This window comes from Vibrio pomeroyi, from assembly GCF_024347595.1.
Lineage (GTDB): Bacteria > Pseudomonadota > Gammaproteobacteria > Enterobacterales > Vibrionaceae > Vibrio > Vibrio pomeroyi.
In genome coordinates this window covers 3,498,978-3,512,255 of the sequence record NZ_AP025506.1, presented here as the reverse complement: position 1 = coordinate 3,512,255, position 13,278 = coordinate 3,498,978, and the positions used below count along the sequence as shown (strand labels likewise).

Sequence of the window (13,278 nt, the reverse complement as noted above, 5' to 3'; positions counted from 1 at the left end):
AGGATAGGTTTTGTCTTACGTTGAAGCCGACGCACTCACCGCAGAAGTGGTCGCGGAATATTTACGTGATAACCCAGGTTTTTTCCAAGACAGAAAAGATTTGGTTGATCGCCTTGCTATCAATAACGTTGAGCAGGGCGCTGTTTCTCTGGTTGAGATTCAACTTAAACGCCAACGTCATCGAATCGAAGAGCTCGAAGAAGAGATCACTGGCTTGATGTCGCTGGCGGCGAATAACGATAAAACCTTTTATGAGTTTATGGATCTGCAAGCCCAAGTGCTGAAATGCAGCGACTTCATGCAGGTGATTAAGGCCGTTGAACAGAAAGCATTAGACCTTGGGCTTAAAGCGCATGTTCGAATTCTTTCTCAATCCGGTTTTTATCAACTGAGTGCCGAGGGTTATTCGAAGTTTTCGCTTAACCATTTTAATGGCAAAGATGCTTATCTAGGACGCCTGAGAAAAGCCGATAGACACGATTTGTTTGGTGATTTTCAGGTTCCAGAGCTAGGCTCTTATGTAGTACTTCCACTTGCTAAGCAGTCTCCATTGGGTTTGCTCGCTTTCTCTAGTGAAGATGGCGGACATTTCCAACCTCATATGGATACGCTCTTTTTACGCCATTTAGCGCTTGTTGTTGCTCACTTGGCGGACACCTTACCTTGGCAGATAAATAATGAGCCTAGAGCCCAAAATACCTCTTCCTAACAGTCTTCAAAAGCCACTTTCTCGCTTCTATGAATATCTCAGAAGCGAGAAGGGACTCAGCCTACACACCCAACGTAATTACCGACAACAACTTGAAACTATGGCCGCTCATTTAGTCACTCTTGGACTAAAAGACTGGGACCAAGTCGATGCTGCGTGGGTAAGACAACTTGCCAGTAAAGGCATGCGTGAGGGGATGAAAGCGAGCAGCATTGCAACGCGTTTGTCTTCACTACGCAGCTTCTTTGATTTCCTTGTTTTGCGTGGCGAAATGACCGCCAACCCAGCCAAAGGGGTCTCGGCACCTCGAAAACAACGTCCTCTGCCTAAAAACCTCGATGTCGATGAAGTGGGTCAACTGCTTGATGTGAATGAGGACGATCCACTGTCGATTCGTGACCGAGCGATGATGGAAGTGATGTACGGCGCAGGTTTGCGACTGGCAGAGCTGGTTGGCATCAACCTTAAAGATGTGTTGGGGCGTCAAGGCGAGATCCGAGTGATTGGTAAGGGCGACAAAGAACGCAAGGCGCCGTTTTCTGGTTTAGCCAAAGAATGGGTCGATAAATGGCTCAAGGTTCGTGGTGAATTGGCTTCGCCGGGAGAAACTGCACTGTTTGTTTCTAAACTAGGGACGCGTATCTCTCATCGTAGTGTGCAAAAGCGTATGGAAGAGTGGGGTAAGAAGCAGGCTGTGGCGAGCCATATTAGTCCGCACAAACTGCGTCACTCTTTTGCCACGCATGTACTCGAGTCGAGCCAAAACCTTCGTGCTGTTCAAGAGTTATTAGGGCACGAAAACATCTCGACCACGCAAGTGTATACCCACTTGGATTTCCAGCACTTAGCGCAAGCTTATGATCAGGCTCATCCAAGAGCTCGTAAGAAGAACAAAGATTAGATTAAAGGTTTTACTATGCGAATTTATCGAGGCTTAAAGCCGATCAAAGCCATGACCTTTGACTTGGATGACACCCTGTACGACAACTGGCCTGTGATCATGAAGGTTGAGAAAGAGATGGCGCAGTGGCTTTATCAAAAGCATCCAGTGTCGGCCTCTTTATCACTCGAAGAGTGGCAGGGCATAAAGCAGCAGGTCGCATCCGATAATCCAATGCTAAAGCACGATGTCACCGTGTGGCGTGAAACGCAGATAAAGGTCGGGTTACTGCAGTTGGGTTATTCACAGCAGCAAGCTGAACAGGCGGCTCGTGAAGGTATCGAACATGCCTTATGGCTGCGCAATCAAGTCGATGTTCCTCAAGAAACACATCGAGTGATGGCAGAGCTTAGCCAACGCATTCCCTTGGTAGCGATTACCAATGGCAATGTAGACCCGCATAAAATTGGCTTAGGGCAGTACTTCCAATTAGTCCTTAAAGCGGGCCCTGATGGCAGAGCCAAACCCTACCCAGATATGTTTGATAAAGCGCAGCAATACCTAGGTTTTGATGCGAATAACATTCTTCATGTGGGTGATCACCTGCGAACCGATGTCTACGGAGCCAAGAAAAACGGCTTCCAAGCATGCTGGTTTAATGACACTGGTTCCAATTTATACCTCTCTTCGAAGGCGAGTGTGCTTCCTGATGTTGAAATAGAGCAACTTAGCGATTTTATGCGACTAATTTAATGGCTACTGTTAGCTTATTGTGTCGCATTTATGATAGTGAATTGTTACATTAGTCGCCAACAAAAGCCTGTTTAGGCTAGGATAATTGGCGACTACTTTTTATCGATTCATTCAGTCATAGCAGTGGTTGCGGGTTCTCACTTCACTCGATTTTGAACAAGGGTTGGCATGCAAACATTTACATTTCTCTCAAATACTGAGGAGTTATTTAAATCTCAATTTGACCTGCGAGAGTGGTGTGACAGCAAACAGTACCTTATTCAAATTTTCTCCGCTCAATCCTCAGATATAGCTCGTCGAATCGCGAATGTTGCTCTTAATCGTTTAAACAGTGCGACGTTAATCGGCCAGAGTGCTCGTCATGTTATCTGTGATAACTGTCTTGAGAGTGCCTGTACCTTAGTCATCATCAGTGAGTTCAACGAAACCCATTTAACCTCAGCGGTTCAGCCTTTTACGGGCAACCCAAATCAAGACAGCCAAGCGCTTGCCTCTCAGCTAGGCCTTACCAAAGATACTAAAACGGTTATCAGCCTGTGTGATCAGGTAGAAGGTCGTGATTATCCTATCTATAGCGCCTTCGAAAACTTGCCTTATGCGTTACCGGTCGCTGGTGGACTGTGTCATGAGAACGAGTTTGGCCGTTGGGTTATGCATAACGAGCAAACCTATCAGCACGCCTGTGTTGCGGTGGCTTTGACCAACCCAAGGTTGAAGGTGTGGTCAGACGCGTATTCTGAGTGGAATCCAATCGGGATGAAGCTGCGCGTGACTCATGCGGTGGGGAATCACCTGTATGCGCTCAACGACAAGCCTGCGATTGAGGTGTTCAAACATTACCTCGCCGATGGCAAAGACCTTCCTTTCAGCCAGCTGATGAGCTTTCCGCTGTATCGAGAACTTGGTCGAAAGAAGGGTATCTCGACACCTCTTCGTATCAATGATGACGGCAGCATTGAATTTGATAGCCCTTGGCAAGTCGGAGAAGAGGCGCAGTTCTGCTATAACCACCCCTCTTTGACCGCTGAAAAAGTGCGTCATGGCGCTGAGATGCTTGCCATGCATCAGCCTGAATCTGTGATCATTTATAACTGTGTCTCTCGCCTTGAGTTCATCGACAGTAAGATCGAGCTGAAACCATTTGAAGGGATTGTGAACACGTGCGGTGCTTACTGCATGGGTGAGCTATACCGCAATGAAGATCGCCAAGATATCTTGCATCACAGTCTCACCTACATTGCGATGAGAGAATCGGACGAGATTAATGAATTTCGTTGTGAAGACTTTAAATGTGATTCCACGGTATCACCGCTGCTTAATCTTGTAAGAAATGCAGTAGCCGATCTCGATAGCATGAATACTCAGATGGAAAAGAAGCTCCATCAACAAGCTCGCCGTTTAACCGAGAGCTATCGTATTGACTCCCGTACTGGGCTACCGAATCGAATCGTATTGAAAGAGCGCCTTAATACGATTCTGTTCAGTGAACATCTGCTGACCTTAAAGCTAACTAACTTCCATCAGGTTAATGAGAAGTATGGTTATCAAGTAGGGGATCAGCTACTACTCGACCTGTCTAATCACTTTATCGAGCGATTACAGCTTCGTGTGGTTAAAGAGTCTAAGGTCAAGGTAGAGCTGTTCAGTATTGGGGTTGGTGAGTGGGCGATCATCTTTAACGCAAGTGTTGATAGCTCTAAGATAAAAGAGCGTTTCGCTGTGTTTGCGGATGACATCGAACACATCAACTTTGAGCCGTATGGCTTAACCGATATTGATTACCTGTCGGTTTCATTGTGCGGTGGTTTTGCCAGTCGCTGTGATTTCTTAACCGACAGCGGTGATGAGATCTTACTGAAAGCGATTGAAGCTCGACGCTATGGGGTGCGAAATAACACCCACATCACCAATGCCAAAGACATTCAGGTGAGTGAAGAAGACCGCAAAGAGCAACTCGGTTGGCTGAGTTGTGTAAGTCGCGCGATCTTAGATCAGAACATCATCACTTACTCACAACCTATCGTGGCATCGGGAACCCATGAAATGATTGGCCAAGAGTGCTTGGTCAGAATCATGGAATCTGACGGGACGATTGTGCCGCCAGGTAAGTTCCTACCTATGATTGCCGACACGCACCTCTACACTCGTCTTAGCCGACACATGATTAAGAACACCATAGGTTACATGGCAGATAAGCAGAGCTCGTTTTCCATCAACCTATCACCACAAGATTTACTGAGCGATAAGACGCTCGAAGTTCTTGAGACTGCAATTAGTGGGATGAACGATCCCACCCGACTGGGTCTAGAGGTACTCGAGTCTGAGCAGATTCGAGATTACGGCCGTATGATTGAGGTGTGTGACCACTTCCGTTCGTTAGGTGCAAGAATCATCGTTGATGACTTTGGTTCTGGCTATTCCAATATTGATGAAATTATTAAGCTCGAACCGCAGATCATTAAGCTCGATGGTAGTTTGATTCGCAACATCGACAAAGACCAAAAGCAGAGGAACATTGCTTCTCAGTTGGTTCGTTTGTGCCAAGTGTTCAACGCCAAAACGGTTGCTGAGTTTGTCCATAACCAGCAGGTTTGTGAGATAGCAGAGGAGATGGGTGTCGATTACCTGCAAGGTTATTACTTTGGTGAGCCTAAGCGACTGTTTTAGTTGTTAAAGCTATCAGTATTCTAAAACTACAGGTTACAAAAGTGCTCAGCCGCCATTAATGACTGATTTTTGGTGGAATGAATGATGTCTAACTAACCTCACATTATTCGTAAGACGATCGTAAATATTCCGTGCAAGCCTTATCTATAATAAGCACAATAACAAATCATTAACGCAACGATTAATGTGAATATGCAGTCGACCTCTCTCCTGATACAAGACATAGAACAAACCCAACGTGAATTGGAAAAGATAGATTTTCATCAACATGAAAAGCTACTGATTCAGGTGTTTTCGTCTTTCGAGAAAGGTGCGGTTTTGGCTGCCTGCCAAGTGATTCAATCGACTTTCCCTAATGCCAAACTGATTGGTTGTAGTGCTAACCACTACATCAGCCAAGGTGTCATTCTCCATCAAGGTCTGTACCTCATTGTCACTCGCTTTGAGGCGACGTCTTACACCTGTGGCGTTGTCGAATACAGCGAAGACCCACAAGCTGATAGCCAAGCGATGTGGCAGCAGCTTGAATGTGACGAGAGTACGCAAAGCGTTATTTGCTTTGCTGATCGCTTACAGATCAATGACCGAGCACTGTTTGCCACGTTTGAGCAATCGAGATATTCATTGCCTATCTGTGGCGGAGCATCGACCATTACAGATAATGGTCGGTGGGTGATGCTCGATGGTATCTGTTATGAAAATGCTTATGTGATGGTGGCGCTGCACAGCGTTGAACTGGCCATTACCAAGGGTTATTACACCGAGTGGAATCCAATTGGACGAACCTTTCGAGTCACAGGGGCTCGAGGTAACCGGTTAGCGGAATTGGACGGGATGCCTGTTCGTGATCTCTATAACCGTTATTTGGCCGATGGCCTCGAAGTGCCTTTTGAGCAATTGCATAACTTCCCCTTAATGGTGGGTGACCCCAAAGCGCAAAATATTCATTTACCACTCAAGGTCATGGAGTGCGGAGACATAGAATTCAGCGGTCAATTCCAGGTGGGTGAAGAGGTTCGATTCTGTTATGACCATCCTTCGCTGACCTTGGAACAAATTCGACTTGGCGTTCAACAGATTGCTTCTCATAAGCCAGAGCAGTTCTTCATCTATAACTGTACTTCTCGCATCGATTTTATTGATGGCAACCAAGAGGTGGAGGTTTTCCAGAAACTGGCCGACACCTATGGCGTGTACTGCATGGGAGAGCTCTTCCAAGATAGTGACCAACAACGAATTTTGCACCATAGCTTGACGTATCTCGCGCTCAGAGAAGGTGAAGGTAAGGCTGTGCAACCATTAGAGATACAGCCCGCGACCAATATCTCTCCTCTATTTTCACTAATTCGTAATGCTTTGCTCGATGTCGATGACATGAACAACAGCATGGCCAGTAAGATTCAACAACAAGCCACTGCATTAACAGCAAGCTACCGAATTGACCGCCGTACTGGTTTACCCAATCGAAGTGTATTGCGGGAGAAGCTGTCGAAGATGAGTGCGGATAGTCACTTGTTGGCTTTGAAGGTGACGACATTTGGTCAGATCAATGAGAAGTATGGCTATCGCGTCGGTGACAAACTGCTGCATGATTTGAGCGAGTACTTTCAAAAAGCACTATGGCAGTTCTTTGATAAAGGGTGTCAGCTTTATAGCATCGGTATTGGTGAGTGGGCGGTGGTGTTTGATAGCTGGGCAAGCCAAGAACATATTCATCAACGCTTCTCGGAATTTGCCGATCAAACCGAGCATGTGAACTTCGAACCTACCGGATTACCCGATATTGATTACCTGTCGGTGTCTATCTGTGCGGGTGTTGCGAGTCGTCGAGATTTCCCTGATACCTCGATAGATGACTTATTGCTAAAGGCGATTGAAGCGCGTCGCAGTGCTGTGAGTCAGAACAAACATTTAGTGAGTGCCAAGACGCTCATTCAACTAGAAAAACATCGTCAAGAACAGTTGGGTTGGTTGTCGTGTGTCAGCCGCGCAGTGCTTAATCAAAACATTGTCGCGTGTTCTCAGCCAATAGTCTCGGCACACAGTCATCAGATAGAGAGCTATGAATGCTTGGTTCGAATCGAAGAAGACGGCCAGTTGATTGCTCCGGGTAAGTTCTTACCCATCATTGAAGGCACTCATCTCTATACTCGCTTAAGCCGCCAGATGATAACGCGTACCTTTGATTTTATGAGTCAGCGAACCGATTCGTTCTCAATCAACTTGGCGCCTCAAGATTTCAACAATGAGAAAACCATCCTTCATCTTGAGCAGGCGATCAAGCAAATTAGTCACCCACAACGCATTGGTTTAGAGGTGTTGGAAACGGAGCAAATTCAAGACTACGGTCGCTTGATTGAGGTGTGTAACCATTTCCGCGACCTTGGCGTGAATATTATTGTGGATGACTTTGGTTCAGGTTATTCGAACATTGATGAGATATTGAAGTTAGAACCTCAGGTGATCAAGTTAGATGGCAGCCTGATTCGAAATATCGACCAAGATAAGAAGCAGCGAAAGATAGCCCAGCAGTTGGTGAGTCTATGTCAGATTCTGAATGCTAAGACGGTGGCGGAGTTTGTTCATAACGAGCAAATATGTCGAATCGCAGAGGATATGGGTGTTGATTATCTGCAAGGCTATTATTTTGGAGAACCCAAACGCCTATTTTGATGAGGTGGGTTGTGTGCTGATCGTTTCACGTGAAACACTAGCCTGTTCAATGGATTAAATTTAGATATAAAAAGGGTGAGCTCATAGCTCACCCTTTTTGTTTTCGCTATTTATCTTAAGCATCAGTACTTCGCTATTTGAGCGCGTGACCACTCTTGTCGGCTTGGAATACCTTGAGATAGTGCTGATAGTAATCGTTAATCAATCTCGCGGGTTCCTCTTCACCTAATGTTTTGAGTAGCTCGACACCCACCTCACACGTGCACAGGTGACCACTGTCTTGGTTACGGCGCAAGGTATACGAAGATTCGCTGGCAATATCGAGATGAACCTGTGGAATGGATTGTAACCAAGGGCTCTTGTTGAGCATCTTCTTCGCTTCTTGCCAGGTGCCATCCAAGATAATGAATAACGGTTCTCGGTCATTAGCTTTGTTCAATACTGCTTGCTGACATTCCACGCTTTCATCACTTGGGAATAATAGAAAAGGCTGTCGCGTCTCATCTTCAAGTAATGTCATCAACTCGGCTGGTGGCGTTTTTCTTTGCCACACGAACGACTCGCACTGCTCAAGCGATTGTTGCAGCAGCTTTCCAGTATTGGTGTCGCGTGACAATTCATTCTCATGAGTGAGCAACACAACATGGGTTTGGCTTTCGGTACTCGGTATTCGATGACAAATACACTGGTGAGTGAAGCCACAACCACTGCAAGCTTGTTGATTACTCATGTTTACAGCTTAACTCCGCTTTGTACTGGTGAGATACCATCAGCAAATAGAACTACGTCACTGATGTCAGCGTCATCTGCAACCGGTGCGACGCTTGGGTTGAGTGGGTAGCTCACACCAGTGTAAGACAGTACATGTTTTGCAGGTGTTGCTCCGCCGCCACTGACATTGAAGATAAGATCCTGCCAACCATGATTTTGCGACTTACCTAAGCGTATATCACCCTTAACCAATGTCACTCGACTATTGAAGCGCCAGTTGTCTTGGTGTTTTTCAAAGATAAGCAGTGTGCAGCCACCAGAGCCACACCAGTCGAGTTGAGCAAACAGCTCTTCTTTGCCATCACCGTTAAGATCGTAGGTCAGCCAGCGGTACTTGGTATCGTCTGGTGAGCTGTTGTTGATCTTAAAATATTCGCGGATCGCTTGGTCGACTTTTGGATCAAGTTGATCACTCGAATTAATCTGTTTTGCGGTTAGATCCACGGCTGTGGTCGTGTTCACTTGTGCCTGTTCACTCTTGGCCTCAAATAGCACCAGACCACCATTGGCAATTGGATAGACAACGTTGCCGACCTTTTCTTTCTCAGCGACCAGCTTACCGTTATCGAGTGTGAAGATACGCTCTGAGATCAGGTATTGCTGCTGGTGGCGAGTCATCACAACTTGAACCTGATTTTGGTTAAGTTGCTGCCAGAAGCCTTGTTCAACAATCGAAGGATCGCCATTGCTGTACGAGTAAGTCGTGATCGCGCTGTGGTCATCGTTGAGCTCTAGGTTGATAGAGAACCCAGAGTTTTGTGTTGAGCTTGCGAAGTAGAGCCCGCTCCAGTCCAGAGTAGAGTCTTGGTTAGATACTGTTGCACAGCCGCTGTACTTGCTGTCATTAAGGTTGAGTTTCGCTTCCCAGCCATAGATAGAATCGCTCATGCCGTCGCTACAGCTTTCTTTGATCAGGTTGAGTTCGCCTTTCGTTGATTGACCTTCTAGTTGGTAATCACGAGTGCTTGGAGTAGTGCGGCTGGATTCGATATTGAGGCGCTGAGGCTGTTCACCCATCTTGGTGTATTTCAGTTGGTCTTTATCAAAGGTCGCTGACCAGAAGGGTTCATTACCGAACACACGAGTAGGGCGCAAGGGTTGGTCACAACGTTCAGGGTTCTCTGCAGTGAGGATATTCACTTGGTCAACCACGAAGCGCGCGGTGAAGTCGGCATTGTATCCAGTTTGGCTTGGTACCGTAAGGTGACCGATGAGCTCACCATACAAGTCTTGATAAGGTCTGGTTGCTAAGCCTTGAGCCTCGAGCGCTAGCTCAGGAGATAAGTCTAACCAGTATTGTTGCTGGCTACCGCAAGGGGTGAAGGTTCGGCTCTCATGGCCAACCACAACCTGACCACGCATGATGAAGGTTTGCGGTTGAATGCTCAGTGGCTCGTCCAAGGTTGCTGGTGGAACTTCAGGTTGTTGTGGCGTATCTGGCGCCGTTACACAACCTTGTAGCGCGAATGCGACTAGCCATGTCACTGGGTTTTTCATTACCTTCATGTTATATCTTCCTCGGAGCAACCGTTAATTGGATTTATTATGGCATATTGGTTATTTAAAACAGAACCCGACACCTTTTCTATTCAGACTCTTAGAGTACAAAAAACCTCTTGTTGGGAGGGTGTACGCAACTATCAGGCTCGAAACATGATGCGTGATGACGTCAAGCTTGGAGACTTGGTGATGATATACCATTCATCATGTAAAAAAGTTGGCGTAGCGGGGATCGCGAAAGTAACCAGAGAAGCCTACCCAGATCATTTTCAATTCGATCCAGAGAGTGATTACTACGATCCTAAGTCTTCATCTGATAATCCTCGTTGGATTATGGTGGATGTCGAGTTTGTACGAGTGACTGAGCGTTTGATTCCTTTAGCAACATTGAAAGCCATGCCAGAGCTATCAGAAATGCCATTGGTGAAACGTGGTAATCGCTTGTCCATCATGCCTGTTACAGAGCAGGAGTGGCAGGCCATCTTAAGCAAAGAAGTACTCGGTTCTCGCTAACCTTAGAGATAGCTTTGAGCGTAAGGTTCAAAAAAGGCAGCCATTGGCTGCCTTTATGTTTTATTGGGACTGCTTAGAGTAGGTGTTTTTCTAAGTAGTGTGCAACGGCGTCGTCTGCGTTGCTGCCAATCACTTCATTGTCTGGCAGAGCTTTCATCACTTTCTCATGTGATGTGCCCATGATCAGGCCCTTACCCGCCATAGCCAGCATCTCAGCATCATTCATACCATCACCAAAGGCAATGCAGTTATCAAGAGTTAGGTTCAGTGATTTCGCAACCGCGTCTAATGCGTGGCCTTTCGATACTTCTGCTGCCATCACTTCTAGACACCAAGGTGTTGAGAAAGCGATGTTCAGTTTGTCGCCAAACGTACCTCTCAGCTTTTGTTCAAACGTCACTAGGTATTCATGGTCTTGTTCTGGGTGTGTGAAGAATACTTTCGCAATGCCATCACTCGGCGCGTTGTCAGCTTCAAAGCGCTTGTAGCTAAAGCCAGATTCACTGTGGAACTTAGCCAGCATTTCATCTTCACGATCCAGTAACCAATCTTCATTTTGGTACATGTGAATGAAGATGTTTGGATCTTGGCGAACCACATCAATAACAGGCTGAACTAAATCCTGAGGCACGTTCTGGCTATACATTAGCTGATCATTTTGGTCGTGCACGCGCGCACCGTTTGAAGTGATCATGTAGGCCGGAATCCCAGCTATCTCACGAATACCCGCAACATCGACATGGTGGCGACCCGTCGCGAAGATAAAGGTGTAACCTTGGTCGTGTAACTTCTTGAGTGTTAGCTTGGTAAAATCGCTTAACTGATGGTTGGGAGCCAGAAGCGTACCATCTAAATCAGAGGCAACGATTTTCACGGAATCTTTAAGTGCAGGAATAGTCATTTAACCCTCATTGCAAAATGCTTAACCAATATCGACACCAGCCAATGCTAGCGCTCTTTGAAATACAATATCTCTATCTAGAAATTGTATGCCAAATTCACGCAAGAAAAGAGGGCAAAGCTCACTTACTTCTCTTCCTCTTTAGCGCCTCTCTGTTTTGTCCGTTACTTTTCTTGTTACCACGCTAACGCTAAGCAAAAAACTGAGTAATGGCATCCAATGTTGGATTGCGATACTCATCCTTCTCAAACAACACCTCATGCCTAGAACCTTCGATGACCTTAAACTGGCAATCTGAGTTGGTTTTCTTCAGCTTGTTGATGAACTTCACTTGAGCATCGTTACTGACAATCTTCTCTTCCCCAGCTTGAATCAAAAGCAGTGGGATTTTGATTTGGCGAGTTTGTTGGATGGCTTGCTTGGCTGCCATTAACCCTTGCCACACCCAGCGTGTACTCGGTCCGCCTACCTGCAAAGAGGGTGACTCGTCATACAAACGGCGGAACCACTGGTAGCGAACCTTGCTGTGGCTCAGTAAGTTGTTTTCGAAAGGTTTTGAGTAATAAGCTTGTTGGCCTGGCGCATAAGTTGGTTTAGCGTGATACGCGGTAAGCACTTGTCCAACAACCATCGCGATAGGTTTTAGGTACCATTCAGTGTTGATGCCAAACATCGGCGCACACAGGGTTACCTTATCAAACGGGTGATCCGGATGAGTCTGTAGATAGCGAGTCGCGATGGTACTGCCCATTGAATGTGCAAGAAGATAACGCTCGGTATATTTACTTAAGTCAAAACTGGCAATGATGTCAGACATGTCTGATGCATAATCATCGAACTCATGAATGTGACCAATGTCAGAGTCTGTTACCATACGTTCCGACTGACCTTGACCTTGGTGGTCAAATGAATAAACGTCATAGCCTTGTTGATAGAAATCATAAAAGAGTTCTTGGTATTTTAGGCAGCACTCGATACGGCCATTTGAAATAACGATGGCTTTGGTATGAGTTGGTGAGGTTAGGCTACACCAGTACAGCTTCTTTTTACCGGATGATGTTACATACCCATCTTTTCGTTGTTGCCAAAGAGTGGGGATCGGGTGTTTAATCGCTTGCTCGAACTGAGGTTCTTGCGTGTACGAAAACGGGGCGGCGCTGTGGTTTTCCATGGGAAATTACCTGAACTGGTGCATGTGAGAGCTTTATCACTACTAATGTTGTTAGATTAAAGAACTAGTAAGGAAATGCAAATGGATACTCATGTTTGGCTTGCTTATGTCGTCACGGCGATTTTGTTTAGTTTGGCTCCGGGCTCAGGTACCGTTAACTCAATCAGTAATGGCCTAAGTTATGGCACTAAGAAGTCACTCGCGTCGATCGCAGGCTTACAGCTTGGCCTTGCATTTCATATCATGCTGGTGGGAGCGGGTATTGGAGCATTAGTGGCTCAATCTGCATTGGCGTTCACCATCATCAAATGGGTGGGCGTGGTGTATCTTCTTTGGTTGGGTATCCAAAAGTGGCGTGACAACTCTAGCTTAGTGGCTTCTGAAGAGAGCTCAACGCTATCGAGTGGCAAACTGCTGAGAAATGCTGTGCTTATCAACCTAACTAATCCAAAATCTATCGTGTTTTTGGTGGCTCTGTTTCCTCAGTTTATCGACCCGACACAACCGCAAGCACCGCAACTGTTAGTGCTAGGCGTGACAACCGTATTCATTGATAGTGTTGTTATGTTGGGTTACACCTCATTAGCTTCACAAATGGGACGCTTTATCCGATCAGATCGTATAATGGGTAAGATAAATAAGATATTTGGTGGTATGTTCATGGGCTGCGGCGCGTTGCTGGCTGCCGCCAAAGCTTAGTGAAAGCAATAGAGTTATAGTTAAACCAATTAGAGTTATCA

11 protein-coding genes are annotated in these 13,278 nt (G+C 46.1%); 7 read left to right on the top strand and 4 right to left on the bottom strand.

Going from position 1 to position 13,278, the window contains the following annotated elements; all coding sequences use genetic code 11:
- Window positions 1-10: 10 nt before the first annotated feature.
- The 5 genes from OCV12_RS15615 (at window position 11) to OCV12_RS15595 (ending at window position 7,682) form a co-directional block, all read left to right on the top strand.
- Window positions 11-709 (top strand): DUF484 family protein, encoded by a 699-nt coding sequence (locus OCV12_RS15615; RefSeq protein ID WP_261885007.1) that lies wholly within the window; start codon window positions 11-13, stop codon window positions 707-709.
- Window positions 678-1,610: a tyrosine recombinase XerC gene (xerC, locus tag OCV12_RS15610; RefSeq protein WP_261885006.1), complete on the top strand. Its 933-nt coding sequence runs from the start codon at window positions 678-680 to the stop codon at window positions 1,608-1,610. Before OCV12_RS15615 ends, xerC begins: the two co-directional genes overlap by 32 nt.
- Window positions 1,611-1,625: 15 nt before the next feature.
- The gene (gene yigB, locus OCV12_RS15605) at window positions 1,626-2,342 is read left to right on the top strand and encodes a 5-amino-6-(5-phospho-D-ribitylamino)uracil phosphatase YigB (protein ID WP_261885005.1); all 717 of its coding nucleotides are present in this window, start codon (window positions 1,626-1,628) and stop codon (window positions 2,340-2,342) included.
- A 168-nt stretch (window positions 2,343-2,510) separates the two neighbouring features.
- A complete protein-coding gene (locus OCV12_RS15600) occupies window positions 2,511-5,009 on the top strand; it encodes a bifunctional diguanylate cyclase/phosphodiesterase (protein WP_261885004.1) in 2,499 nt (832 codons plus the stop codon).
- A gap of 192 nt (window positions 5,010-5,201) precedes the next feature.
- On the top strand, window positions 5,202-7,682 hold the full coding sequence (locus tag OCV12_RS15595; protein WP_261885003.1) for a bifunctional diguanylate cyclase/phosphodiesterase: 2,481 nt from the start codon (window positions 5,202-5,204) through the stop codon (window positions 7,680-7,682).
- A 133-nt stretch (window positions 7,683-7,815) separates the two neighbouring features.
- On the opposite strand, the gene OCV12_RS15590 is transcribed toward OCV12_RS15595, so the two are convergent.
- Window positions 7,816-8,412, bottom strand: coding sequence for a tRNA-uridine aminocarboxypropyltransferase (locus tag OCV12_RS15590; protein ID WP_261885002.1), 597 nt, complete (start codon window positions 8,410-8,412; stop codon window positions 7,816-7,818).
- Between the two features lie 2 nt (window positions 8,413-8,414).
- Window positions 8,415-9,959 carry a COG3650 family protein gene (locus OCV12_RS15585; RefSeq protein WP_261885001.1) on the bottom strand — a complete coding sequence of 515 codons (1,545 nt, stop codon included), beginning with the start codon at window positions 9,957-9,959 and terminating at the stop codon, window positions 8,415-8,417.
- Between the two features lie 39 nt (window positions 9,960-9,998).
- Between OCV12_RS15585 and OCV12_RS15580 the strand changes: the two genes are divergently transcribed.
- On the top strand, window positions 9,999-10,466 hold the full coding sequence (locus OCV12_RS15580) for an EVE domain-containing protein (RefSeq protein WP_261885000.1): 468 nt from the start codon (window positions 9,999-10,001) through the stop codon (window positions 10,464-10,466).
- Between the two features lie 73 nt (window positions 10,467-10,539).
- On the opposite strand, the gene OCV12_RS15575 is transcribed toward OCV12_RS15580, so the two are convergent.
- Together OCV12_RS15575 and OCV12_RS15570 are read right to left on the bottom strand one after the other, a co-directional pair.
- Window positions 10,540-11,367, bottom strand: a complete 828-nt coding sequence (locus OCV12_RS15575; RefSeq protein WP_261884999.1) for a Cof-type HAD-IIB family hydrolase — start codon at window positions 11,365-11,367, stop codon at window positions 10,540-10,542.
- A gap of 190 nt (window positions 11,368-11,557) precedes the next feature.
- Window positions 11,558-12,538, bottom strand: a complete 981-nt coding sequence (locus OCV12_RS15570; RefSeq protein ID WP_261884998.1) for an alpha/beta fold hydrolase — start codon at window positions 12,536-12,538, stop codon at window positions 11,558-11,560.
- An 81-nt stretch (window positions 12,539-12,619) separates the two neighbouring features.
- Between OCV12_RS15570 and rhtB the strand changes: the two genes are divergently transcribed.
- Window positions 12,620-13,237: a homoserine/homoserine lactone efflux protein gene (rhtB, locus tag OCV12_RS15565; RefSeq protein WP_123312060.1), complete on the top strand. Its 618-nt coding sequence runs from the start codon at window positions 12,620-12,622 to the stop codon at window positions 13,235-13,237.
- Window positions 13,238-13,278 lie beyond the last annotated feature (41 nt).

Coding starts and splice junctions, on each gene's coding strand:
- xerC (WP_261885006.1), top strand. CDS start 678: ATGAGCCTAGAGCCCAAAATACCTCTTCCTAACAGTCTTCAAAAGCCA.
- yigB (WP_261885005.1), top strand. CDS start 1,626: ATGCGAATTTATCGAGGCTTAAAGCCGATCAAAGCCATGACCTTTGAC.
- OCV12_RS15600 (WP_261885004.1), top strand. CDS start 2,511: ATGCAAACATTTACATTTCTCTCAAATACTGAGGAGTTATTTAAATCT.
- OCV12_RS15595 (WP_261885003.1), top strand. CDS start 5,202: ATGCAGTCGACCTCTCTCCTGATACAAGACATAGAACAAACCCAACGT.
- OCV12_RS15590 (WP_261885002.1), bottom strand. CDS start 8,412: ATGAGTAATCAACAAGCTTGCAGTGGTTGTGGCTTCACTCACCAGTGT.
- OCV12_RS15585 (WP_261885001.1), bottom strand. CDS start 9,959: ATGAAGGTAATGAAAAACCCAGTGACATGGCTAGTCGCATTCGCGCTA.
- OCV12_RS15580 (WP_261885000.1), top strand. CDS start 9,999: ATGGCATATTGGTTATTTAAAACAGAACCCGACACCTTTTCTATTCAG.
- OCV12_RS15575 (WP_261884999.1), bottom strand. CDS start 11,367: ATGACTATTCCTGCACTTAAAGATTCCGTGAAAATCGTTGCCTCTGAT.
- OCV12_RS15570 (WP_261884998.1), bottom strand. CDS start 12,538: ATGGAAAACCACAGCGCCGCCCCGTTTTCGTACACGCAAGAACCTCAG.
- rhtB (WP_123312060.1), top strand. CDS start 12,620: ATGGATACTCATGTTTGGCTTGCTTATGTCGTCACGGCGATTTTGTTT.